Consider the following 23802-nt stretch of genomic DNA (forward strand, 5'->3'; position numbering starts at 1 on the left):
CTTTTATAATTCTAAGAAGTTTTGAATAAGCTTCGCGCCCGCTTTTGAAGAACGCTCTGGGTGGAATTGCACACCATAATAATTACCACTTTGAACCGCAGCAGTGAATGGATTTCCGTAATCACATTCGGCAATGGTGTAGTCTCCAACAGGCATCGCAAAGCTGTGCACAAAATAGAAGTACTCACCCTCTTCAATGTCTTTGAACAACGGATTGCCTGCTTTTGCGGAAACGGTATTCCACCCCATGTGTGGCAATGGCAAATCGCCAGTTTGTAGCAGCTTCACTTCGCCATCACAAAGCCCAAGACACTCAACTAACTCATCTGCTTTCTGCCCTTTCTCTTGGGAAAACTTACCCAATAACTGCATACCTAAACAGATACCAAGCAATGGCTTTTCAACTTGCTTAACGAGATTGATAAGATCACGCTCTTCAAGGTTTTTCATCGCTTCGCTGGCTGTACCCACACCAGGTAGGAACAACTTGTCTGCTGACAACACCACTTGAGGATCTTTTGAAATCGTTACGTCATAGCCTAAGCGTTCAATGGCAAACTTCACCGAAGAAACGTTGGCACAGCCCGTATCGATAATGACAACTTTTTGTTCTGTCACTGCTTTTCTCCTTGCTCACATGAGCCTTAAAGGACGCCTTTGCTGCTTGGCAGCTCCGTACCTTCCACCTTGATTGCTTGGCGTAACGTTCGACCAAACGCTTTGAATAGGCTCTCAATGATGTGGTGATCATTATCGCCAGCAGAAGAAAGGTGCAGCGTACACGCTAGTGTGTCAGTTAAAGAACGGAAGAAGTGAACCACCATCTCTGTCGACAAGTCTCCAACTTGATCACGGCTAAATTTCGCGTCAAATTTCAGGTAAGGACGACCAGACAAATCCAACGCACATTGCGCCAAGCACTCATCCATCGGCAGGCTGAAACCAAAGCGACCAATGCCGCGCTTATCGCCCAACGCCTCTTTTAATGCCTGACCAAGGGCTAAAGCGGTATCTTCAATCGTGTGGTGATCATCAATATGTAAATCACCGTCGACTTTGCACACCATTTGGAAGCCACCGTGAGTGGCAATTTGATCCAGCATGTGGTCAAAGAAACCAAGACCTGTTGAGATATCATTGCCACCTTGCTCATCCAGATTAACGGCAACTTTAATGTCGGTTTCTTTAGTAGTACGAATCACTTCGGCAACCCGTGCTTTCACCGTCAGATCTTTCAATATCTGCTTCCAGCCCATGGTTTCTGGATTGTATTGAATACCGCGAATTGCCATGTTTTCCGCCAATTGCAGATCCGTTTGACGGTCACCAATCACGACAGAATTTTGGAAATCCACTTTACCGCCTTGAAGATACTCTTTCACCATGCCTAATTTAGGCTTACGGCAAGAGCAATTGTCTTCTTCAAAATGCGGACAAATCAGCACATCATCGAACTTCACACCTTGAGACTCGAAGATCTCCATCATCATGTTGTGTGGCGCATCGAAGTCTTCTTGAGGGTAGCTGTCTGTGCCCAGACCATCTTGGTTTGTCACCATCACTAGACGGTATCCCGCATCCTGCAACGACAACAGGCTTGGGATAACAAACGGTTCTAGTTTCAACTTATCCAAGCGGTCAACTTGGAAATCAATCGGTGGCTCAACAATCAGCGTGCCATCTCGGTCGATAAATAGGATTTTTTGTTGCTTGCTCACTCGAACTTCCTTATTACTAATCTTGTTTCGTTCTCGGCATAAACCGAGAACGTTGAGAATTCTATTTATGAATAGTAGTTTCTAATGAAACCCAGTGTCTTTTCACACTCGTCGCGGTTACCAACGCTGATACGCACGCAGTTTTCAATTGGTGAGTTACGTAGAATGATTCCGGTAACCCACGCCGCTTTAAACAGCGCATCACCATCTGGGAATTTAACCAATAGATAATTGCCCCACCCTTCGAAAACTTGCAATCCTGGAATCATCGACAAACCAACCTGCAGATAAGCGCGGTTTGCATTAAGGTCGAGGACTTGGAATTTCGCTCGAGCCAAACCTGCTTCTGACAAGGCTTGAACCGCAATTTCAGCAACAGGCACTGGTACTGGGTACGGCGCGATGACTTTAAGTAGGACGTTGATTAGCTCCTCGTTTGCAAGCGTGAAACCACAACGTAAGCCTGCAAGCGCGAACGCTTTTGATAACGTACGTAGAATCGCGAGATTTGGATATTGAGCTAACAAATCCACCGTTGACGCCTCAGGGCAAAAATCGATATACGCTTCGTCCATGACCACGATTGCTCGGTCTTTTGTCATCTCAAGCAGAGAGACAATATCTTCACGCTTAACGAGGTTACCGGTTGGGTTGTTTGGCGAACAAACAAAAACCAGCTTGACGTTATCGAGATTGGATTCGATGCCAGCAAGGTCAAGCTGCCAATCCGATGTTAGCGGTACAGTCTTACGTTCAACACCAATGGTTTCAGCACTGATTGCGTACATACCGTAAGTCGGTGGACAGTACAAAATCGCGTCTTGTCCTGGCTCACAGAAAGCGCGAACTAACAGCTCAATACCTTCGTCAGCGCCACGAGAAGTAAGCGTCTGTTCTGGCTTTACGCCCGCGTAGGCAGCGTAAGCAGAAATAAGCGCTTTTGGCTGGCATTCGCTGTAGCGGTTTAGGCGAGCAAAATCCGTTTTGTACTCATTATTAAATGGAGATTCATTGGCGTTGAGCCAAACGTCACCCGTGCCGCCAATTCGGCGAGCAGATAAATACGGGGTTAATTCTTGGACTTGTTTGCGTGCTAGCTTTTCCATCTCTTTACTCTCTTATTATCTATTTTTGGTCAGCTTTTCTACTCGGATGGTGACTGCACGTTTGTGAGCGTCGAGACCTTCCGCCTCCGCCATCGTAACCACAGTCGGAGCGAGATTCTGTAAACCTTCAGCCGATAACTCTTGCACTGTCATTCGTTTAGAAAAATCGGCAAGGCCAAGGCTTGAGTAAGTACGAGTATACCCGTAAGTTGGAAGCACGTGGTTAGTTCCCGACGCATAATCACCTGCAGATTCAGGAGACCAATCGCCAAGAAAGATAGAGCCCGCATTATCTAGTAGTGGAAGTAGCTCACGAGGGTTCTTCGTTTGCACAATTAAGTGTTCAGGGCCGTAGTAGTTAGAGATAGAAACCGCTTGTGTGATTGACTCAGAAATAATAATCAGACTCGAAGCCAACGCCTTCTGCGCGATGTCTGCACGAGACAAGGCTTTTAGTTGAAGCTGAACGGCATCCGTTACTTGATCCGCGACAATTGGTGATGGTGTCACAAGAACCACCTGTGAATCAGGGCCGTGCTCAGCTTGGCTTAACAGGTCTGCTGCGATGAAGTCTGGATCTGCGGTTTCGTCTGCAATCACAAGAACTTCAGAAGGGCCAGCCGGCATGTCAATCGCAGCACCACGGAAGTCATTGCTTACTTGACGTTTTGCTTCCGTCACATAGGCGTTACCCGGGCCAAAAATTTTATCGACTTTAGAGACGCTTTTCGTACCGTACGCCATTGCAGCGACCGCCTGTCCACCACCGACATTGTAAACTTCATCAATGCCGCACAACTTGGCAACGTACAAAATTTCATCTGCAATCGGTGGAGGAGAACAAAGCACCACTTTACGACAACCAGCGATTTTTGCAGGCACGCCCAGCATCAATACTGTCGATGGCAATGGCGCGCTACCACCAGGAATATACAACCCTACTTTTTGAATGGGACGTGTCACTTGCTCACACATCACTCCAGGTTGTGTTTCCACTTTAATTGGTTGTGGCTTTTGTGCTTTATGAAATTTAGCAATGTTGCTGTAAGCCTGCTCTAGTGCTTGTTTCATTTCCGCAGAAAGGCGCTCTGAAGCCGCATTAATTTCTTTGGATGGAACTCGGATTGATTCCGGTTTTACACGGTCAAACTTTTCTGTAAGTTCGAATAGCGCTGCGTCACCTTGAGTACGCACCTTTGCGATCACATCCGCAACTGCAGCGGTAATATTCGCGCCTTCCGCAATGGCAGGACGCTCTAAGATTGCATCTTGTTGCTCTTCACTCAGTGATTGCCATACAACAGTTCTCATTGCCGTTACTCCATCATTTTTTCAATTGGTAGCACTAGAATTGAGCTCGCACCCAGTTCTTTTAGCTGTTCCATGGTTTCCCAGAACAAGTTCTCTGTACTCACCAAATGAACGGCAACTTTCTGTTTGTCTGCTGATAGTGGTAAAACGGTTGGATCTTCTGCACCCGGCAGTAAAGCTTTAATTTGCTCCAACTTTCCAGCTGGTGCGTGCAGCATGATGTATTTTGATTCTTTTGCCTGTTGAACGCCTTGCATGCGAGTTAGCAATTTATTGATCAACTCTGCTTTGTCTGCGTCGAACTCACCAATGCGTTGGATAAGCGTCGCTTTGGATCTGAAGATGACTTCGGCTTCTTTCAGGCCGTTTGCTTCTAATGTTGCACCTGTAGAAACCAAATCTGCAATCGCATCCGCTAAGCCCGCTCGTGGCGCAACTTCCACAGAACCAGTGAGCATACAAGTTGAGAATGGCACGCCGGCTTCATCCATGTACGCTTTAAGAAGTTGAGGGTAAGTCGTTGCGATGCGTTTGCCTGCGAGATCTTGTGGACCGTTGTATTCTTCATCTTTATCGATGGCGATGGACAAACGGCAGCCACCAAAATCCAGTCGACGAAGTTGAACAAACTCACATGGCTCACCCAAAGCTTTGCGATCAAGACGAACTTCTTCTAGTTCGTTTTCTCCGATGAAACCAAGGTCAACCACGCCATCCATGATCAAGCCAGGGATGTCGTCGTCACGAACCAAAAGCAAGTCAATTGGCATGTTCTCTGAGTGAACAACAAGACGCTCACCCATTACGTTAAATTTCACGCCGCATTGCTTGAGTAGAGCTTGGCTCTCTTTGCTAAGACGACCTTTTTTCTGAATTGCGATTCTTAAGCGTTGTGTTTGCATTGCTTTATCCCTGTGCAAGATTTTGATATCTAAGTAATTTTCAAACCAGTAAAACTAAAAAACCCTCGAGAGATTGGCGTCTCCCGAGGGTTTAAAATCTGTTCTTACTTTGATTTTCACCTCCGGGAGTTTCCTGCCTCCCGGGTATGCGTACATCTCCCGAAAGACTAGGCTGGGTGATGATGGTGATGAATGTTCATTACAAAATTACGCATACTTATTTAAGACTTTAGTTAGTTGCTTCGTTAGTAACCACACTAACCAAGGATTCTTAATTTTTCAATACCGAAATTGAACTTTTCTTAACTATTTTTTCAAGTCTATGTTTTTTAAGTATTTATTTTTAGTTTCATTGCGATAGAGTGCAAGAAATGAAGTTGCTATACAACGATTTTCCTAGCAAAAAAAGTCCCTAGTATAAATTTTCCCCGAAACAAACATTTAGACTTTACCATCCACAGTAATTAACAAACTTCTCAATAAAGAGACATTCACTCACGATTGAGACGGCTAATTCAAAACTATTATTTCAGTGGGGCAAAAATAGTGATTAATGATGAAACTGCGAAAAGGTAGTACCAAACAAACGGTGCAATTCAGCGAGGCGGAGCTATATCCTCTGATTGGGAATAGCGCTTGTATCCACGAGCTTCGAAATGCCATTAAAAAGTACGCGCAATGTGACGCTGAAGTACTCATACAAGGTGAAACTGGTGTGGGTAAAGGTTTGTGTGCTCGACTCATCCATCAGTTATCTAGTCGACGCTCATCACCCTTTGTAGAGGTTAACTGCGGTGCGATTCCAAGTGGCTTGATTGCTTCCGAACTTTTTGGCCACGAAAAAGGTGCATTTACAGGTGCCATTTCTGACCGGATTGGTTTTATTCAAAAAGCACACAAAGGCACTTTATTTCTCGATGAGATTGGAGATATGCCTTCGGATCTTCAAATACATCTCCTTCACTTTTTAGAAAGCAAACAAATACACAAAGTAGGTGCGGATAAATTTATCGATGTTGATTGTCGTGTGATTGCCGCCAGCCACGTGGATTTAAAAAGCGAAGTCGTACAAGGAGAATTTAGGGAGGATCTATTTTATCGACTCAATATATTACCGCTGACCATTCCTCCACTTCGAAAAAGAGGCAAAGACATTTTGATGCTATCTGAGCACTTTTTAACAGATTTATCTCATGGTCAAGTACACAACATGTCCGAAGAAGTGAAAGCAAAACTGCTTAAACATCGTTGGCCTGGAAATGTGCGTGAGCTGCGTAATGTGATTCAGCGGGCAATTGTCATGTGTGAAGACAATACCCTACTCGTTGCTGATTTAGGGCTTGAGAACAGTGAAAGGCAATTACTCCCTTCTGTTGATCAAATTGACCTTGACTATTTGTTACAGGCCATCGAAGAAAATAAACACAATATGAGTGCAGCCGCACGCCATCTAGGTATTTCTAGAACAACACTTTATCGGCTTATTAAGAAGTACAATATCAACATCTGACAATGTGTACATGTGTAACGCAACACAGTGTAACAACGAAATCACGGCATATCATTTACTTAGCTTTTTCATATAAAACACGTCATGTAAGACTCTTATAAATCAATAAGTTAAAACAGGCATACTCTTTGCCTTTGTATCCTGTGTCGTCACTCATGATGACACAGGAGCAAAAAATGAATATCAACAGGTTTTTATCCAAATTAAGGACAACAACTCTTGCGATATCTTCGTTAGCTATCATGTTTGCTGTACCAGCTTTCGCTAGATTAGATGGCGCAATATTCACGACGACACCTGCTGGTGATATCGTCAATGAAAATGTCCGCTACGAGTCTAAACAAGAAGTATTTTTAGATGGAGGCCCTGGGCCTAACGCCCCAAGAACAGCCGCAGCACTGCCTGCTGGTTTGTATTATTTTCAAGTTACCGATCCATCAGGTAAATGTTTGTTATCAAGCACTTTAGATAGCGCAGACACCAACGGTGGTACCTGCTATCAAGATGTAAAAATCAAAGGCAAGAACGCTAGAAACGCCGAAGAGTTTTACGCAGAACCATTAGCCTGTCGTCTTTTCTATTTCGACGGTGAAGGTGGTGTGACATATATGAATGACGTCGTCACCATCACTCAAGAAGTTAAAGTGCGCGGCAAAATGGTCACCCAATCGATAGACATAGAATGTCGACATCTATTGGGAAGTGAGTATTTAGATGTCGACCCTACTTCTCTGCCTGATGGAGAAACCATACAGCTATTTCCATTTGCCAACACACCTAACTCCGGTGGGGTTTACAAAGCTTGGGTATCCACAGCAGCGAGCGTAGAAGCCGCTTGTGAAGGTACTGACCTGTATGGCGAAGAAACTGGTGAAAACTGTGCAGGGTTCTTTGGGTTTATCCCTCGATTCTCGAAAACAGATAACTTCAAAGCGAAGACTGCGGAGCCAGAACCGCCAAACTTTGATATTGCTTTTCGTGCGTTCCACGACAGAAACCTGAACTGCCAATATGATCCTATCATCGATGAAGTTATTCCTAATTGGGAGTTCGGTATTCGTGACTTAGCGATGGAAATGGGTGGTATGCGTAATACTAAACTTTCCAATGATTCTCCTGACGAGCCAATTACGTTTAGTGTTTTTGGGGTTGAAGACCATCAATGGAGCTTAGACCAATTCATGTGGTGGGCGAAAAAAGTTGGCTTTACCGCAATGAACACCCCATTCACTCACTTCACAACCTTCGCAGATTTAAGAGACTTTGCACCGACGTTCGAAGATGGCGATCTGCATATAGGCTTTGCAAACGCTCTAGCATGTCAAACCAACGTCGACGAAACCATCAAACGTTCTGCTGGTGAGGACACAGATGAAGCCAGCGGCAATGAGGAGAATGACGTTGGTTTCATGCCTAGTGCTTGGGCTCAACCAACCTTTAGTGATGATCCCGTGTTAACCATCCGTTTTGGTTCTATCGGTATTGCAAATCTTAAAGTGTGTAAATCGTTCGATATGAACGGTAACGGTATTCATGATGAAGGCGAAGGCTTGATTCCGAATTGGCCGGTCAACCTTTACATACCTGACAGTGTACCCGTTCCTAAACCATTCAACCCTGAGTATCCAGAAAATGGTGAATTCTTAGTGATAGAACAACTTCTTCTTGATGCCGGTGTTCTTCCAGAAGGCGAAAATTTAGCGGAAGTCGATGCCAATGGTTACGTACAGCGAATGACAGGAGAGGATGGCTGTGCCACATTCTTCGTTCTCGTTCCAAATGTTCGCGGTGAAGATCCCGCTCCTTATGAAGTGAGCGAAAGCCTTTCTGCTGCATGGAACAATACCAGTGATCACACCATTTCGTTCGACGTAAAATCTGTCATGAAAATGGAAAATGGCGTCCCTCTCATTATCGGTGAAGTTTACAACCGCAGTGACGCACTTAATGGTAATGAAGTGCACTTCAATAACATTTGTGAAATCACTGCAGACTTTGACACCAAAGGTTACTGGCACAACAAAAATGGCTTAAGTGAACTAACTGAAGCCGACAGAGTATATGTGAATGGATTAGCCCCTTACGCCTCTCCAAGTAACTACTTTGGAGCTGGTGACGAGCCATTTGACGGTAAATTTACTGGTGGAGAGCCAGTTGAAGCAGCATTTAGCGGCGATTCTGCTATTTGGATGGCCGGGACTTGGCAATCCGAAGTGTCACAATTCTTGGTCGATAGCAATGGCAACGCGGACCTTAACGAGCATAAAGAGCAGCTAGCTCAGCAACTACTCGCATTTATCTTTAACACTCGACATCGTCCAACCTCTGAAGGTTTAACCCAAACTACCGTTATTTGGTTTGGCGATCAGTGGATGTCTATTGGAGATATCATTAGTAACGCGGTCAGTGCTTGGGAAGGTTCAGACATCAATCAAATTGATCAGATCAAGACGGTTTTGGATGGTTTGAATAACAACGATGATGTTCCAATTCTGCCATCGTCGTATGAAGACTGTCCAACACCTGACTTCACACAGCCAGAATCTTAAAGGTTATCCCCAAAAACGCGATTGCCCCCCTCACCTAAATCGCGTTAAAAAAAAGCTCCGCTAGTTACTAGCGGAGCTTCCTCTTTTCAACAAATCATATTGCCATTAAGCACTCTGACATGATGCTATTTTCGATTTCGACAACCATGATAGAACAGCACAGACGATAACAAATGTAATCGATGCTGCAATGAAAGAGAACGCGATTGACGTTGTCATACCAAGTGCAATAAAGCCGACACATGAAACCAACGCAACAGACAGCGCATAAGGCAACTGAGTCGATACGTGGTCAATGTGATTACAACGAGCGCCTGTCGAAGACAAAATAGTCGTGTCCGAGATTGGTGAACAGTGGTCACCGAATACTGCACCGGCCAAAACTGCACTTAGCATAGGAAGCATTAGTGCGATGTCAGTTGCACCCGCCATATCACCAGCGATTGGTAACATGATACCGAATGTACCCCATGAAGTACCGGTTGAGAACGCCATTAGACCCGACAACAAGAACAGGATTACAGGTAACCAATGCGGATTAATGTTACCTTGAGCCATAGTCGATAGGTACGAACCCGTCTTCATGTCACCGATAACAGAACCGATTGTCCACGCAAACACAAGGATAAGAATCGCACCAAACATCGATTTAGCACCAATCCACAGTGTGCGAGTAATCTCAGTCAGTGGTAGACCTTGTTTTAGAACAGTAAACAGAGCAACGGCCAAACCAAGCAAGCTACCATAAATAAGAGACGTACCCACATCGGTATTCTCGAATGCACCTAACAATGCAAACTCTTTACCGTCAGCAGCCAACGCTTGACCGCCGGTGTACATCATCGAAGCAATTGTCGCAATGATAAGCGTAACAATCGGTAGGATTAAGTCAGAGACTTTACCTTTTTCGCTCTCACGAATGTCCAACTCTTCGTTAAGCTCATGCGCTTCTTGAGTGTCGTTCTCTTTGTCTTTGTCAAAACCACGACCTTGAGACGCTGCAATTTCATGCTCGCGCATCTTGCCGATATCTAGACCAAACCACGCTACTGCAAACACCATTAACAGCGCAAATACAGCATAGAAGTTCATTGGGATAAGACGCACATACGCCCCAAGCGCTGAATACTCAGTAATACCGTGTGATACTAAAATACCGCCGATGATAGTAATGATGTAAGCACCCCAACTAGAAGCTGGCATGATGACACACATAGGTGCAGCGGTTGAATCTAGGATGTAAGCCAGTTTCGCACGAGATACATAGAAGCGATCCGTTACTGGGCGCGAAATCGCACCTACAGCAAGACTGTTAAAGTAATCGTCGACAAAAATGAATACGCCTAAAAAGGCTGCAAGAAGTTTAGAGCCGCGTTTACTTTTCACACGAGACTGTGCCCATTCAGCGAATGCGCGAGTACCGCCAGAAAGTGTCAATAGAGCCGTTGTCATGCCTAATAGAATTAGGAAACCAACAATGCTCATGTTCCAAGTGTTAATTCCACCATCTTCAATGAAGACAGAAGACACTTGAGTACCTACATAGCTTGCAGTACCACCAATTGACCAGCTGTTAAGTAGAACCGCACCAAGCGCGATACCTACACCAAGAGAAACTAATACACGTCGAGTCAGAATCGCCAATGTCAGAGCAACAATAGGAGGCAATAATGAAACAGGAGAATGAGAAAAATCTATTAAATTCATGATCTTCAAAAACCAAAGTTTGGCTAGAGATCTACTGCAGACAAGTCACGCCTTCTTTATAAGAAACGTGCTCATGTTGAACTTAGCGACAGGGAAGCGAACACTCCACCCAACCCTACAGTAGCGCTCCATAGTTTAATGTAAATATACTATGGCAGTGTTGTTCCTTTCAGATACAACCCCAGCAAGGCGTTTTGATATACGACTTACTTCGGCAATCTTCGCCTTCCACTATTATTCATTGGCATCACCCCAATAATAGCTACTCTTCGAGACTGCGCCTCTACGGCAACAACAAACAATTAACCGTTAATTGTACAAATTAACAACAAATTATCTGCAATATTGCATCAGGTAGCAGCCATTGTACTTATGATGAGAACCAATGCAACACATCAAACTAAATTAAACTAATAAATAATCGCCAACCCAATTTATAAACGTCGAACAAACAAATTGAGTATTGTGCAACTGAAATCACGTTAATTTGGTTGTTTATGAAACTTTATTACTACCATAAAAATATCATGGATTATCTAATATCGATAATTTAAAGAAATATGAATAACAAATACCGTACACATTACAGCTTTCGTTTTCTGTTGCGCAAATACAAAGCGTGCCTTTTATAAAAAACACCATTCAATAACTCGCTTGATTAGAATAATCACGTAAAACTTGAATTCACTATCTATTAAGATTTATTTCGAGTTAATTAATATTAGTTTTCAGTCAAAAAATAGCTCAATTTAAACAAAATCATGATTTAGCATTTGCACATAAGGAAAAGATAAAGTTAAATATAAGGACTTATCTTTATTTGTAGATTGGTATTATTTAATCGTAACGATTAAAAATGCCAAACACGTTAACCTATTAATAGGAATCGTTATGTCAGAGCTGACTAAAACACTTCTAAATATCCGTAGCCTTCGTGCATTTTCTCGTGAGCTGACTCTAGAACAATTGGAAGAAGCTCTAGATAAACTAACTACTGTTGTTGAAGAGCGTCGTGAAGCTGAAGAAGCAGAGCGTGAAGCACTAGCACAACAAGAAGCTAAGCTAGCAGAGATTGCAGAAAAAATTGCTCAAGACGGTATCGACGTTGAAGCACTAATTAGCGCACTATCTGGCGAAACTAAGACTAAAGCAAAATCTAAGCGCGCTCCTCGCCCAGCTAAGTACAAGTACATCGACACAAATGGCCAAGAAAAAACTTGGACAGGCCAAGGTCGTACACCTTCTGCAATTCAAGAGCAACTTGACGCAGGTAAATCACTAGACGATTTCCTAATCTAATCGTTCTTGTTTAAAAAGGCTCCCGTTGGGAGCCTTTTTTATTTGTCTTGCGCAAATAAAAAATGGCGTATTTTTTCAAACACGCCATTTTAACATTAGTTATAAAGTGGTTAATTCGATATGAATTAACGTTCCCAGTATGCTTCTTCCAAACTGTCTTCTCGCTCTGGTAAGCCACGAGACAGACGAGGAGAATGTTGCACGAGAACTTCGTAGCTCGCACGGTTCGCATATTTACAAACCTGAGAAAAAGATGAGTAAGTTAAATACTCATTGCTGTGCTTGCTAGAGTTAGGCACATTTTCTTTATGGTATTTATTCGCCGCCATGTCATGAAGAACAGCAGACAACGCAGCATCACCCGCACCGTTTGTGTTCTTAATTTTCTCTGGACCACCCATGTAAGGAGAAATATGTGAATAAACTCGAATTGGATTCTGACAAGCATCTTTTTTAGCCGGACGGCTGAACTCGTAACGATTAAATTCAGCAATCGAGCCAGGAAGTAATGGCAACGTGGTTTCACGCTTCGCACTGTCTTCAGTGTAACCCGCCATAAACAGACCAACAGGACCTGCGGTACATAACACCATATCAGCCCACTCTAGCGTCTTATCAGAAGCGGCTAGCGGATCAGTTTCGCCTGTTAGCGCTTCTGCTTCGTCTTCGTTCATTGCGACAACAGAAACGTGTTCACGAATAAAGTCTTGCCAGTATTTAGGATCGTCTTGAATAACAAACTTAGTACCTAGCGTTAATACAACAGGAACATCGTTCTTCTTCGCAAACTCAATGGCTTTCATTGTTGCTTCAGGCATTGGATCGCCTTCTTTACAACGAACTAAGTAAGATGTCAGTACTAGTGCAGAAGCATTTTTGAAAATTTTCTCAGGAATGCTGTCTGGATGAAGCTGGTTCATTTGACCTTCGCTGATCGCAAAAGTACGTTCACCGTCTTCAGTGATCAAAGCAAAACAACGACCGATAGCACCATCAACACCTTGCAGGTAATTCAGGTCCATGCGGCTCGATGTATTACAAAGGTAACGATAGCCGTAGCTGCCGATTTTGATATCCTGGCTCATCACACCAAGCAGCGTAGAACGATCGTCTGCAAGAACCGAGTAGTTATGAAGTGTATTGCCAATCGTACCACCAGCGTATTCGTTAGTGATCAGATTCTCTTCTTTTAATTGCTGGTATAGCTCTTCTGCTTTTACATCATCAATAACCAGCGAGTGACCTTTACTCAAACCGTACTTTTCAATCACATCTGACGTTACTTTTGCCTCGATATCCACCAAAGTTTGGTCAATACCGATGATGTGAGTGCGCGTCATCTTCTTGCTTTCTTGTGCTTGGCTCACCAAAGGATCACGAGCATGAACAGGAAAATAGTGCTTCGATTTGCGTTGTCCAGGAAATTTCATATTGTTAGTCTGAGTAAGGGGATGAAAAGGAGAACGGATTCTATACCGCTAATAATAAAGCGGCAATAAAAGCAATTATAGCAAACGTTTGCTGGATGCTTTTTTCTTCCGGGTTACTTATTCGCCTTCCATGAAGCTCAAATCAGGCAGCTGATTTAGGTGTTCAGTGTAACGCTTTAAATTGAACTCCCCTTCGTTTTTCATTACATCAAAGATTTCAATCGACATTGCACATGCCATCATAGCTACCGCTTCTTCTCTTGGTGTACCCGTCATCATCAAACGCATCAATGTTTCTTTAACTTTGATAGGGTTCCCATCTTCAAGCTGATTCTCAACAATTTCAATCAACTCAGCTTCTTGCATAAATTGGTTTTCGTCACTCATTTATATTGTCCTCTTGGATTTTCGCCAACTATGCCATATATATTCTCTCTATACTTATGAAATTACTATTTAGTGATGCTGTTGCGGAAAAAGGCAGCAAAAACGAATTGTGATTTCGATCTCGGATCTGTCACCGGTCTGTGGATTCTGTTAGAATCTGCGTCCCGTTTATTTTAGTGGTGTTTAGTAATGTCTGATAACAGCCAAAAGAAAGTCATCGTCGGTATGTCCGGCGGCGTTGATTCATCTGTTTCTGCGTATCTTCTAAAGCAACAAGGCTACCAAGTAGAAGGCCTGTTCATGAAGAACTGGGAAGAAGATGACAACGAAGAATATTGCACAGCAGCAGAAGATTTAGCCGATGCTCAAGCAGTATGTGACAAGCTAGGCATCCACCTACACACCATCAACTTTGCAGCAGAATACTGGGATAACGTATTCGAATACTTCCTTGCAGAATACAAAGCAGGTCGTACTCCAAACCCAGACATCCTTTGTAACAAAGAAATCAAGTTCAAAGCATTCCTTGAATTCGCTGATGAAGTGCTTGAGGCAGACTACATTGCCATGGGTCATTATGTGCGTCGTTCTTTCCCTGAAAACGGCGAAAAGCCACAAATGCTGCGTGGCCTAGATAGCAACAAAGACCAAAGCTACTTCTTGTACACACTAAGCCACGAACAAGTTGCTCGTAGCCTATTCCCTGTGGGTGATTTGGAAAAACCAGAAGTTCGCCGTATCGCGGAAGAACAAGGTCTAATCACAGCGAAGAAGAAAGATTCAACAGGCATCTGTTTCATCGGTGAGCGTAAATTTACTGAGTTCCTAGGCCGTTACCTTCCTGCTCAGCCAGGCAACATCGAAACGCCAGAAGGCGAAGTTATCGGTCAGCACCAAGGCTTGATGTACCACACACTAGGTCAACGTAAAGGCCTTCATATCGGTGGTCGTAAAGGCGGCGGTGGTAATGAAGATCCATGGTTCGTAGGTGAGAAAGATCTCGACCGCAACGTGCTTATCGCCGTTCAAGGTAAAGACCACCCGATGCTAAAATCAGAAGGTCTACTTGCATCACAACTTCACTGGGTAGATCGTGAACCAATTCGCGATGTTATGAAGTGCACAGTGAAAACTCGTTACCGTCAACAAGATATTCCTTGTACAATCATTCCTATCGACGACGAGAACATTAAAGTGATCTTTGATGAGCCACAAATTGCCGTGACTCCAGGTCAATCAGCCGTGTTCTACAAAGATGACGTTTGCTTAGGTGGTGGTATCATCGAGCAACGCATTAAATATTCTCAAGCTTAGGAGTTGTTACGTGGCGAATACACTTTATGACCGTACTATCGCTTTCGCTGGTATTTGCCAAGCTGTTGCTTTGGTTCAACAAGTTGCGAGAAACGGACATTGTGATCAAGATGCTTTTGAAACATCCATGAACGCCATTTTGAACACAAACCCAGCCAATACTATTGGCGTATTCGGTCGCGAAGCCGACCTAAAACTTGGCCTTGAGTGTTTGGTGAAAGGGATTGATAGCACCCCATCTGGCAGTGAAATCACCCGATACATCATTAGCCTAATGGCATTAGAGCGTAAACTAACCGCACGCACTGATGCCATGTCTCAGCTTGGTGATCGCATCCAAATGGCGAAACGCCAAACAGAACACTTTGAATTGCTAGAAGATCAAATGATCAGCAACCTAGCAAGCATTTATCTTGATGTAGTGAGCCCAATCGGCCCTCGTATTCAAGTAGCTGGCACACCATCGGTATTGCAGCAAACCGCCAACCAACACAAAGTTCGAGCTTTGTTGTTATCAGGCATCCGTAGCGCAGTACTCTGGCGTCAAGTGGGTGGCAAACGTCGCCACTTAATCTTCGGACGCAAGAAGATGGTTGAACAGGCTCAAATCCTGTTAGCCAGAATGTAATTCCATAGCTCGCGTTCATCGCGAGCTAATTTTTTTGACTAAAACAAATCTCGCGCAAACGTTTGCGCAATATTCGTGACAATTGCCACAGTTATTGGTATAAAGCTCACGAAATTTAGAAACCCAATTCAGGAGAACATCATGGAACTGTCAGCATTGACTGCTGTTTCACCAGTAGACGGCCGCTACGGAAGCAAGACAATTGCGTTACGCGAAATCTTCAGTGAATACGGTCTTTTAAAATACCGTACTATCGTTGAAATCCGCTGGCTACAAAAGCTTGCTGCTACTGCTGAAATTGCAGAAGTGCCAGCGTTTAGCGCAGAAGCAAACCAATTCCTAGACGACCTTGCTGCAAACTTCTCTGAAGCAGACGCACTACGTATCAAAGAGATCGAGCGCACAACTAACCACGACGTAAAAGCGGTTGAGTACTTCCTAAAAGAGAAAGTCGCAGACGTTCCTGAACTGCACGCAGTAAACGAGTTCTTCCACTTTGCATGTACTTCTGAAGACATCAACAACACATCACACGCTCTAATGCTAAAAGAAGCGCGTGAAACCGTGATTCTTCCAGAAATCCGCAACCTTATTGACGCTATCAAAGCACTTGCTGTTGAGTACCGCGACATCCCTCTTCTATCTCGTACACACGGTCAGCCAGCTTCTCCATCAACAATGGGTAAAGAAATGGCAAACGTGGCGTACCGTATGGAGCGTCAATACAAGCAAATCGAAAACGTTGAAATCCTAGCGAAAATCAACGGCGCGGTAGGTAACTACAACGCGCACCTATCTGCTTACCCGGAACTAGATTGGCACAAGTTCTCTGAAGAATTCATCACTGAATCTCTAGGCGTAACTTGGAACCCATACACAACCCAAATCGAACCACACGATTACATCGCTGAGCTGTTCGATGCTGTGGCACGTTTCAACACTATTCTGATCGATTTCGACCGTGACGTTTGGGGTTACATTGCACTAGGCCACTTCAAGCAAAAAACCATTGCTGGCGAGATCGGTTCTTCGACAATGCCACACAAAGTTAACCCAATCGACTTTGAAAACTCTGAAGGTAATCTAGGTCTTGCGAACGCCGTGTTCGGTCACCTAGCACAGAAACTGCCTATCTCTCGTTGGCAACGTGACCTAACTGACTCAACGGTTCTACGTAACCTAGGTGTTGGTGTTGGCTACGCAATCATCGCCTACACTTCTACGCTAAAAGGCATCAGCAAACTGGAAGTGAACCGTGACGCGCTTCTTGCTGAACTAGACAAAAACTGGGAAGTTCTAGCAGAGCCAGTACAAACGGTAATGCGTCGCTACGGTATCGAGAAGCCATATGAGAAGTTGAAAGAGCTAACTCGCGGTAAGCGCGTAGACGGTGAAGCAATGCGTAACTTCATTGACGGCCTTGAGCTTCCTGAACACGAAAAAGCACGTCTAAAAGAGATGACGCCAGCGAACTATATCGGTCAAGCAATCGAGCTAACTGACAAGCTGTAATCTCTCAATAATGAGCGAAAAACTAAAAAGGTTGACGTGAAAGCGTCAACCTTTTTGTTTGGAAGCTTACCAACCGAGGCATTCAAATAGAGTATTTTCGCCCAATACGTGTTGAGCATCGCGGATTTAGGGTTGTTTTTGAAAGAACAAGGTTATTGTCCCCACCTCCACGCCAAACTTTTTAATTTTGGTCAGGTTGAATACGTGTTTGTCATCTTGTCGGTAAAGCCAATCATCAAAGGCAACGGTCACTGTCGAGTCGTCCATTTTTAACTCAAAGTCATATTGCCATTGCAGAGCGTTACCCTGATCTTTTCCGTTTGCGAAACCAATAATGTCATCTGCTTTACCTGTATACCTGCCATCCTCTGCTCGAGAAATAGTCCAAACACGCTGGTCGGTTTCACCATCGTCAAAAACAAAGTCCTCAACAAGAACCAATTCATCACCCGTTATCGTACCGACAATATCAACCTCAAAGCGGCGTGTTTGTTTCTCGGAATAATCTTGCACCATTCCCCATGCCTTCACATTGCCACCAAAATATTCAAATAAATTAAATGGCGGCGTAGATGCTTGGTAATTGTCTATATCCGCCGAGCAAGCAGTCAACGTCATAGCAACGCACACAGCAAAGTATCGCAATAATGTTTTAAAGATGTTCACGGTCTGACTTGTCCTATAAGTTGTTTACGCAGCTTTGGAAATTCCGTTTTTGGTGACAACCAAATGGACAGGAATGCATCATTCATACGTTCGTCCGTTATTTCGCCAACCATTTTTTGCGTTTTAGTTCCTGCTTGGCGATAGATGATCTGTCCCTTATCTCCATCAGTGACGTAGGTCAGTTCATCGCCATTTTTGATACTTGGGAAGATAAAGCTCAATTGGGTAATCCATTGTTGGCGGCTTGACTTAGGGAAGCCCAGTTTTTGCCACTGTTCCTCCGTCACCTCAAGCAACTGCTGCTTGCTTATGTCTCGTTGATAGTTGATCTCTAAAGCAAATGGATGCGGAGAAACATCCGTAGAAACAAGGTATTGTCCATTGGGTGCTTTTAGGCGAGATCGATAAATATCAAACACAAACCAAGTTAGCTGCGCTTCGCCTACTGTTTCCCATTCCTGCCAGTTTTCTACATTCAGTTTGTCAGTACTTCCTATATCTTGTGCCTGCGAAGGTATTGCGCCCATTGCAAACACAAACAAGATATTGCTACCCATACCCCTTACGAGTTTTCTCTTTAAGCTTGCCATTGTCATACACCTTGAGAATCACCAGCATTAACACCAACCATTCCACAAACAAGGCCAGTAACGTAATACTTGTATCAAATCCAAACTCTACCGCTTGAAGCTTGTAGCCAGCGAAGTAGCTGAGCATTCCTCCAAGCCCACCTAATATTGATACGTAGATTTTGGCGAAGCGGTGCAAAAGCACTTTCAGTTGGTAGGCATACCATGCAAACAATACCCATAGACCAATCAACCACACAGGGAGCCAAGGGGTAGGGAAAACCAAAAGCGAAAAGTGTTGATTTAGCGTATCGAGAACTAGCCCGAAAAAGGTGACAAAGGAGATCGCTTTCACCGAGTGGAATTCCGTCAGAATGGAATACACCAAGGTCGCCAACGCCAGTATCATCATCAACCATTGCCACTCAAACGTACCAAGCACAGCAATAAACCAGCACAGTTGAAACCAAGTGGACGCAATCAACACTCTCATAATTGTTATGGGCGCTGGAAAGTCATGTGAACGGCGCTGATCGTACGTGCAAGAAAACCGCCTTCACAATAACTAAGGTAATAACGCCACATGCGGACAAACCGGTCATCGTACCCAAACCCTCGCACAGCATCCTCTGCGCGGTTAAAACGGCGATGCCACTCATTCAGTGTTTTTGCGTAGTCTAGGCCGATGTCAAACAAATCACGAACCACCAAATCACTGTGCTTAGTAGCCGCTTGTGTCAAAGACGTCACCGACGGCAAGAAACCACCAGGGAAAATGTATTTCTGAATAAAATCGACATTGTTGCTGTAATAGTCGTAGCGCTGGTCCGCAATCGTAATCGCTTGGATAGCCATCAGGCCGCTAGGCTTTAATAATGACTCGCATTTTTTGATGTAGGAAGCTAAAAACTGTTTCCCCACGGCTTCAATCATCTCGATAGAAACCAATTTGTCGTACGCCCCAGTAAGGTTACGGTAGTCTTCTCTAAGTAAAGTAATTCGATCGACTAAACCTCGTTGTACGATTTGCTGTCGAGCATACTCATGCTGCTCTTCCGAAATGGTCGTTGTTGTCACGCGGCAACCGTATTGCTCAGCCATGTATATCGCCATCGCACCCCACCCTGTGCCAATCTCAATCACATGGTCGGTAGATTGAAGATCCAACTGCTGGCACAAGCGTTCCATTTTATTGATTTGAGCTTGCTCTAAGGAGTCGGCACTTGTGTGGTAAAGCGCTGATGAGTACAGCATGTTGGTATCTAAAAAAGCTTCATACAAATCATTGCCTAAATCGTAATGAGCATGGATGTTCTTCCGAGAGTTTTCTTGCGAGTTTCGATTCGTCCAATGGCTAAACTTGTAAAGTAACTTGGTAAGCCAACTACCCTGCTCCTCAAGCTTATCAAGGGCCCGCATATTGAGCGCCATCAGCTTCATCAATGCCGTTAAATCTGGGCTGTCCCACCAGCCATCCATGTACGCCTCACCAGCAGCGATGCTACCGCCTTGTAATATTCTGGAGTAAAAACCTGGGTGCTTAACCTCAATAGTCGCAACGACAGCTTGGCCACTGTATTCTCCGTTTGGCGCAGTAAAACGTTCACTGCGCTCCTTTGTCTCAGTATGAAACGATTCGATAATGGTTAAGCAACCCATTTCCATCTTTTGCAGACTCTGAAAAATAACTCCGCGAGCCGCTTTCTGAGTCGTCGTCAGTTTGCGCGGCAATGTTATAGAAGTCGTATTTAACATGCAGAATTCTCCTTGTGCTTATTATTTTTCTTATCTGATTTGTCGCTAGAGGCTTGACGTTCATTGGACGCCAAATATTTAGGGTGGGAATAAAACGGCGCACCTTTAATCCATAACTTCAACGCATGCCAGTAGATTCCAACCATCACTTTTACTGTTTGAATTGGTGTTCCGAACAAGCACTTCAATAAAGAACCGCTGGAAAATGGCTGTGCTTTCATGACCATTGTGGCGTCGAAGTGTTTTTCACCTTTATGGCATTCAAGATGGATATTTAACTTGTCTGTAAGCGGTTTTATTTTCCAGCGGTACAATTGGTCTATCGGGTTGAACGGTGACACGTGGAATGCTTTGTCTTGCTCCCAACCAAAATCTTCATCCTTTGGGTCAGCCGCTATCGCGTAATAATGGCGCTCATTCCAAGGTGTATTGCTGACTTCAGCGAGAAGATATTGCCATTCACCTTTTTGGTCATACAGGTAGTAAAAATTCACTGGACTAAAATAGAGCCCGAGATAACGCAAATGACAGACAGCCAGTACTTTGCCGCTGCAACGTACGCCCGTAAGTTCTGCGACTTTGTCTTGCACCGCTTTTTTCAAACTCCCTTCACCGAGGTAATCATCACGTTTGAATCGAGCCCAATGCCACCAGCGTGTCCCAAAGCCCCAAACTTTTTTCTCAAGTACGCCAATTTCATCCAAATCAATCGCTGGCATAAACATTGAATAATTCAGCTCGTGCTTAACGGGCGTGAAACGACGATGCCTTACATTGCCTATAAATAACTGGCTGTGAGAAGGGATACTCATATTACGCAGCACCTTGTTCATAAAGTGTGTCGTTTTGCTCGTTATGTTTAGCGGCAATTCCTTTCACAACATCCAAAGCACTGCGCACTCCATCTTCATGGAATCCGTTGTACCAATAAGCGCCACAAAACCACGTATGTTGAGCTCCTTGTATTTCTTCTTTGCGTTGCTGTGCAGCGATAGACTCCATCGTAAAGACAGGGTGATGGTAGGTGAACTGACGCAGAATCTTGTTCTCGTCGATATCTTCAGTACGGTTTAAGGTGACGCAGAATGTGTGTGAAGAGTCGACATGCTGCAAAATATTCATGTTGTACGTTAGGGACGGCAATCGTTGCAACTCCTCTTCGCCTCCTTCCAGCAAATAGTTCCACGATGCCCATGCAGATTTTCGTTTCGGTAATACACTCGTGTCAGTGTGAAGAACCACATCATTTGCTTGGTAAGCCATATTAGACAAAATATCGTTTTCACATGACGAGGCATCACTGAGCATCGCTAATGCCTGGTCGCTATGACAAGCAAAAATGACTTCATCAAACCACTCACACTGTCCATTTGCATAAATCGCTACGCCTTGTTCACTGCGAACAACTTTTTCAACCGGACTATTCAGTCGAATCTTGTCTGCAAACCCTTGCGTTAAAGGTGAAATATAAGCACGTGAACCACCCTTGATAACATACCATTGCGGACGATTCGTCACGTCTAACAAACCGTGATTGAGGAAAAAGCGTAAGAAGAACATCAATGGAAATGCACGCATATCAGCGAGGGAAGATGACCAAATCGCCGCGCCCATTGGCAGAATATAGTTGTCAGAAAAGAAATCACTAAACTGGTGCTCATCCAAAAATGCACCCAGCGTTTGAGAACTCGATATTTGCTCAGTAGCAGACGCTTTTGCTAGTTTATTGAAGCGTAAAATCTCAAGAATAAAGCGATAGAATTTTGGATTAAGCCAATTTCGCTTTTGTGCGAACAATGTTGTTAATGTGTGGCCATTATATTCCAAACCATTGCCATCGTTTCTCACGCTGAAACTCATTTGCGTCGGAATACCTTCCACGCCAATTTTATTCATCATTTTGATAAAATTTGGATATGTACGGTCGTTGTATACAATGAACCCTGTATCAATCGCATAATCCTCATCCCCGACACGTACATCAACCGTCGCCGTATGGCCACCAATATAATCGTTGGCTTCGAACAAAGTGATATCGTGGTGTTGGTGCAGATAGTACCCACATGTCAGTCCAGAAATTCCAGTGCCTACAATAGCGATTTTCATGCTTCTTCCTTTTAAGATACGAGTTTAGCCGTCAGCCTTGCTTGCCAACTGTATGGAAGCAACGAGATAAAGCGGAGAATGCCTGTAAATCTCGCCGGAAAATAAATGTGGCTTTTATTCGCCGCCAGCTGCCTTCTCAATAATTGAGACGCTTGCTTGGTTGAAATGATCATAGGCATCTCAAAGGTGTTTTTATCCGTTAGGGGCGTTTCAACAAACCCAGGAAACACAGTAATCACTTTGATGCCTTTCTTCTTAAGATCCACAGCGAGCGTGCGTGCAAAGTAGCTCACTGCCGCTTTTGACGCGCCGTACGCTTCCGCTCTTGGCAGCGCGACTTCGGAGGCAATGGAGCCAACAATGACAACGCGGTGCCCTCGCTGAAAATACGGTTGGCAAGCTTCTATACAGTTAGCTACACCTACGACATTAACATTCATCACGCGCGCCATAAGTTGCGCATCTACAATGCCATCATCCATGTATTCGCAATCACCCGCGTTGAAGATCCATGTATCCGGAATCGTCTTAAGCGAAGACAGTACTCGCTTCGTCTCCTCATAATCGGTTACATCAAACTTCAGCGTTTCAATAGATGAAGAAGTTGCCGCTAGCTCGGCAAGTACAGCTTCATTGCGTCCACATGCGATGACACGCCAACCAGACTCAGCAAAATCGACAGCCAGCTGTTTACCTATCCCGGAGGTCGCCCCCGTAATTAAAACGACACTATTCATCGCCCCAACCTTTGCTTAATGGTTTTGATGACAGAGCCAAGCAAAGGCAAATGCTCATAAAGCATTTCACCCAAATCAAAGTAATCTCGGTGATAAATGACTTGACCATCGGAGAACTTCATGTGGGAAACACCGCTCACAGCGATTGGAGCCCCTTTGTGTAATTTCGGATGTTGAAGATCCATAGTCCAAGTCAGGAAACCCGTGTCCCCAACCTGCTGATGATCATGGATGATGAAATCACAGCGAATCACATTCGCGTACAATGACTGGAAATAATCAGAAAGAGCAGGCAGTCCTTCTAAGCGATGAGCCGAATCTTCAAACACCACATCTTGGTGATAAACGTCTTTCAGAAGATGCAGGTTCGCTTTGTTAAGCTTCTGGTAAATGTCTCCAACCGACTGTATGTCCATTCTTTCGCTCCCAAACGTCACTGAAGGTTGTACAAAAATATTATATGTACAAGATAGACCAATTAGAAAAAGTTGTACAAAAAAAAACTTGTATAACTTTGTTTCTGCGCTTTGATTTTTAGAAAGTAGTACGTAATCAAATTGGTGAGCGATCATCAGGCAAAAAAAAAGGCTTGGTAA

The 23802-nt window shown here is 44.1% G+C and carries 22 protein-coding genes, 1 riboswitch and 1 other annotated feature; of the genes, 6 read left to right on the forward strand and 16 right to left on the reverse strand.

From position 1 onward, the window contains the following. Positions 1-3: 3 nt before the first annotated feature. The 5 genes from hisH to hisG all read right to left on the reverse strand — a co-directional run bounded on the left by hisH (position 4) and on the right by hisG (position 5037). A complete protein-coding gene (hisH, locus tag ACYJZR_RS09920) occupies positions 4-618 on the reverse strand; it encodes an imidazole glycerol phosphate synthase subunit HisH (RefSeq protein ID WP_005460004.1) in 615 nt (204 codons plus the stop codon). A gap of 26 nt (positions 619-644) precedes the next feature. Further along, complete coding sequence (hisB, locus tag ACYJZR_RS09925; RefSeq protein ID WP_005460048.1) at positions 645-1718, reverse strand: bifunctional histidinol-phosphatase/imidazoleglycerol-phosphate dehydratase HisB; 1074 nt, start codon at positions 1716-1718, stop codon at positions 645-647. A 65-nt stretch (positions 1719-1783) separates the two neighbouring features. After that, positions 1784-2824, reverse strand: a complete 1041-nt coding sequence (gene hisC, locus ACYJZR_RS09930; RefSeq protein WP_461715822.1) for a histidinol-phosphate transaminase — start codon at positions 2822-2824, stop codon at positions 1784-1786. A gap of 15 nt (positions 2825-2839) precedes the next feature. Beyond that, a complete protein-coding gene (hisD, locus tag ACYJZR_RS09935; protein WP_461715823.1) occupies positions 2840-4135 on the reverse strand; it encodes a histidinol dehydrogenase in 1296 nt (431 codons plus the stop codon). A gap of 5 nt (positions 4136-4140) precedes the next feature. Further along, the gene (gene hisG, locus ACYJZR_RS09940) at positions 4141-5037 is read right to left on the reverse strand and encodes an ATP phosphoribosyltransferase (protein WP_005480403.1); all 897 of its coding nucleotides are present in this window, start codon (positions 5035-5037) and stop codon (positions 4141-4143) included. Positions 5038-5091: 54 nt separating this feature from the next. Further along, positions 5092-5229, reverse strand: a sequence feature (His leader region). Between the two features lie 364 nt (positions 5230-5593). Between hisG and ACYJZR_RS09945 the strand changes: the two genes are divergently transcribed. After that, positions 5594-6547, forward strand: a complete 954-nt coding sequence (locus ACYJZR_RS09945) for a sigma-54 interaction domain-containing protein (RefSeq protein ID WP_005480409.1) — start codon at positions 5594-5596, stop codon at positions 6545-6547. A gap of 176 nt (positions 6548-6723) precedes the next feature. Then, a complete protein-coding gene (locus ACYJZR_RS09950; RefSeq protein WP_461715824.1) occupies positions 6724-9096 on the forward strand; it encodes a hypothetical protein in 2373 nt (790 codons plus the stop codon). A gap of 105 nt (positions 9097-9201) precedes the next feature. Here the strand turns inward: ACYJZR_RS09950 and tet(35) are convergent, their stop codons facing one another. Further along, a complete protein-coding gene (gene tet(35) / locus ACYJZR_RS09955; protein ID WP_005495724.1) occupies positions 9202-10803 on the reverse strand; it encodes a tetracycline efflux Na+/H+ antiporter family transporter Tet(35) in 1602 nt (533 codons plus the stop codon). Between the two features lie 113 nt (positions 10804-10916). Next, positions 10917-11097, reverse strand: a riboswitch (Lysine riboswitch). A 597-nt stretch (positions 11098-11694) separates the two neighbouring features. Between tet(35) and ACYJZR_RS09960 the strand changes: the two genes are divergently transcribed. Then, positions 11695-12102 carry a DNA-binding protein H-NS gene (locus tag ACYJZR_RS09960; protein ID WP_005460020.1) on the forward strand — a complete coding sequence of 136 codons (408 nt, stop codon included), beginning with the start codon at positions 11695-11697 and terminating at the stop codon, positions 12100-12102. Positions 12103-12227: 125 nt separating this feature from the next. On the opposite strand, the gene ACYJZR_RS09965 is transcribed toward ACYJZR_RS09960, so the two are convergent. Together ACYJZR_RS09965 and ACYJZR_RS09970 are read right to left on the reverse strand one after the other, a co-directional pair. Continuing rightward, on the reverse strand, positions 12228-13532 hold the full coding sequence (locus tag ACYJZR_RS09965) for an inosine/guanosine kinase (protein WP_005459989.1): 1305 nt from the start codon (positions 13530-13532) through the stop codon (positions 12228-12230). Between the two features lie 117 nt (positions 13533-13649). Further along, the gene (locus ACYJZR_RS09970; RefSeq protein WP_005459999.1) at positions 13650-13919 is read right to left on the reverse strand and encodes a hypothetical protein; all 270 of its coding nucleotides are present in this window, start codon (positions 13917-13919) and stop codon (positions 13650-13652) included. 189 nt (positions 13920-14108) lie between these two features. On the opposite strand from ACYJZR_RS09970, the gene mnmA reads away from it, so the two are divergent. The 3 genes from mnmA (at position 14109) to purB (ending at position 17373) form a co-directional block, all read left to right on the forward strand. After that, entirely contained in the window at positions 14109-15233 is a 1125-nt protein-coding gene (gene mnmA, locus ACYJZR_RS09975; protein WP_005459992.1) for a tRNA 2-thiouridine(34) synthase MnmA, read from the forward strand. Positions 15234-15243: 10 nt separating this feature from the next. After that, positions 15244-15861 (forward strand): high frequency lysogenization protein HflD, encoded by a 618-nt coding sequence (hflD, locus tag ACYJZR_RS09980; RefSeq protein WP_005495726.1) that lies wholly within the window; start codon positions 15244-15246, stop codon positions 15859-15861. A gap of 141 nt (positions 15862-16002) precedes the next feature. Continuing rightward, positions 16003-17373, forward strand: a complete 1371-nt coding sequence (gene purB / locus ACYJZR_RS09985) for an adenylosuccinate lyase (protein ID WP_005460028.1) — start codon at positions 16003-16005, stop codon at positions 17371-17373. A gap of 126 nt (positions 17374-17499) precedes the next feature. Here purB and ACYJZR_RS09990 read toward each other — a convergent pair whose 3' ends face one another. Genes ACYJZR_RS09990 through ACYJZR_RS10025 form a run of 8 tightly spaced genes read right to left on the reverse strand, consistent with a single transcriptional unit; the run spans position 17500 to position 23622 of the window. Next, on the reverse strand, positions 17500-17991 hold the full coding sequence (locus ACYJZR_RS09990; RefSeq protein ID WP_461715872.1) for a DUF3833 domain-containing protein: 492 nt from the start codon (positions 17989-17991) through the stop codon (positions 17500-17502). A gap of 44 nt (positions 17992-18035) precedes the next feature. Beyond that, the gene (locus ACYJZR_RS09995) at positions 18036-18629 is read right to left on the reverse strand and encodes a chalcone isomerase family protein (protein WP_461715825.1); all 594 of its coding nucleotides are present in this window, start codon (positions 18627-18629) and stop codon (positions 18036-18038) included. After that, a complete protein-coding gene (locus ACYJZR_RS10000) occupies positions 18589-19101 on the reverse strand; it encodes a DUF2878 domain-containing protein (RefSeq protein WP_025540599.1) in 513 nt (170 codons plus the stop codon). The genes ACYJZR_RS09995 and ACYJZR_RS10000 overlap by 41 nt, the downstream gene beginning before the upstream one ends. A gap of 5 nt (positions 19102-19106) precedes the next feature. Then, positions 19107-20363, reverse strand: a complete 1257-nt coding sequence (locus ACYJZR_RS10005; protein ID WP_461715826.1) for a class I SAM-dependent methyltransferase — start codon at positions 20361-20363, stop codon at positions 19107-19109. Further along, positions 20357-21175: a DUF1365 domain-containing protein gene (locus tag ACYJZR_RS10010; RefSeq protein ID WP_024699922.1), complete on the reverse strand. Its 819-nt coding sequence runs from the start codon at positions 21173-21175 to the stop codon at positions 20357-20359. The genes ACYJZR_RS10005 and ACYJZR_RS10010 overlap by 7 nt, the downstream gene beginning before the upstream one ends. 1 nt (position 21176) lies before the next feature. Further along, positions 21177-22469, reverse strand: coding sequence for an NAD(P)/FAD-dependent oxidoreductase (locus ACYJZR_RS10015; protein ID WP_461715827.1), 1293 nt, complete (start codon positions 22467-22469; stop codon positions 21177-21179). 11 nt (positions 22470-22480) lie between these two features. Beyond that, a complete protein-coding gene (locus tag ACYJZR_RS10020) occupies positions 22481-23206 on the reverse strand; it encodes an SDR family oxidoreductase (protein ID WP_021454318.1) in 726 nt (241 codons plus the stop codon). Then, positions 23203-23622 (reverse strand): nuclear transport factor 2 family protein, encoded by a 420-nt coding sequence (locus ACYJZR_RS10025; RefSeq protein ID WP_005495742.1) that lies wholly within the window; start codon positions 23620-23622, stop codon positions 23203-23205. Before ACYJZR_RS10025 ends, ACYJZR_RS10020 begins: the two co-directional genes overlap by 4 nt. Positions 23623-23802 lie beyond the last annotated feature (180 nt).

The organism is Vibrio sp. RC2502 (genome assembly GCF_054850435.1).

Excerpts from the sequence above, each read along its gene's own strand:
- ACYJZR_RS10005 (WP_461715826.1), bottom strand. The coding sequence starts at position 20,363 with ATGTTAAATACGACTTCTATAACATTGCCGCGCAAACTGACGACGACT.
- ACYJZR_RS09990 (WP_461715872.1), bottom strand. The coding sequence starts at position 17,991 with ATGACGTTGACTGCTTGCTCGGCGGATATAGACAATTACCAAGCATCT.
- ACYJZR_RS10020 (WP_021454318.1), bottom strand. The coding sequence starts at position 23,206 with ATGAATAGTGTCGTTTTAATTACGGGGGCGACCTCCGGGATAGGTAAA.
- hisD (WP_461715823.1), bottom strand. The coding sequence starts at position 4,135 with ATGAGAACTGTTGTATGGCAATCACTGAGTGAAGAGCAACAAGATGCA.
- ACYJZR_RS10025 (WP_005495742.1), bottom strand. The coding sequence starts at position 23,622 with ATGGACATACAGTCGGTTGGAGACATTTACCAGAAGCTTAACAAAGCG.
- ACYJZR_RS09945 (WP_005480409.1), top strand. The coding sequence starts at position 5,594 with ATGAAACTGCGAAAAGGTAGTACCAAACAAACGGTGCAATTCAGCGAG.
- ACYJZR_RS09965 (WP_005459989.1), bottom strand. The coding sequence starts at position 13,532 with ATGAAATTTCCTGGACAACGCAAATCGAAGCACTATTTTCCTGTTCAT.
- ACYJZR_RS09995 (WP_461715825.1), bottom strand. The coding sequence starts at position 18,629 with ATGGCAAGCTTAAAGAGAAAACTCGTAAGGGGTATGGGTAGCAATATC.
- ACYJZR_RS09950 (WP_461715824.1), top strand. The coding sequence starts at position 6,724 with ATGAATATCAACAGGTTTTTATCCAAATTAAGGACAACAACTCTTGCG.
- ACYJZR_RS10015 (WP_461715827.1), bottom strand. The coding sequence starts at position 22,469 with ATGAAAATCGCTATTGTAGGCACTGGAATTTCTGGACTGACATGTGGG.
- ACYJZR_RS10000 (WP_025540599.1), bottom strand. The coding sequence starts at position 19,101 with ATGAGAGTGTTGATTGCGTCCACTTGGTTTCAACTGTGCTGGTTTATT.
- mnmA (WP_005459992.1), top strand. The coding sequence starts at position 14,109 with ATGTCTGATAACAGCCAAAAGAAAGTCATCGTCGGTATGTCCGGCGGC.
- ACYJZR_RS10010 (WP_024699922.1), bottom strand. The coding sequence starts at position 21,175 with ATGAGTATCCCTTCTCACAGCCAGTTATTTATAGGCAATGTAAGGCAT.
- hisC (WP_461715822.1), bottom strand. The coding sequence starts at position 2,824 with ATGGAAAAGCTAGCACGCAAACAAGTCCAAGAATTAACCCCGTATTTA.
- hisG (WP_005480403.1), bottom strand. The coding sequence starts at position 5,037 with ATGCAAACACAACGCTTAAGAATCGCAATTCAGAAAAAAGGTCGTCTT.
- ACYJZR_RS09970 (WP_005459999.1), bottom strand. The coding sequence starts at position 13,919 with ATGAGTGACGAAAACCAATTTATGCAAGAAGCTGAGTTGATTGAAATT.
- purB (WP_005460028.1), top strand. The coding sequence starts at position 16,003 with ATGGAACTGTCAGCATTGACTGCTGTTTCACCAGTAGACGGCCGCTAC.
- ACYJZR_RS09960 (WP_005460020.1), top strand. The coding sequence starts at position 11,695 with ATGTCAGAGCTGACTAAAACACTTCTAAATATCCGTAGCCTTCGTGCA.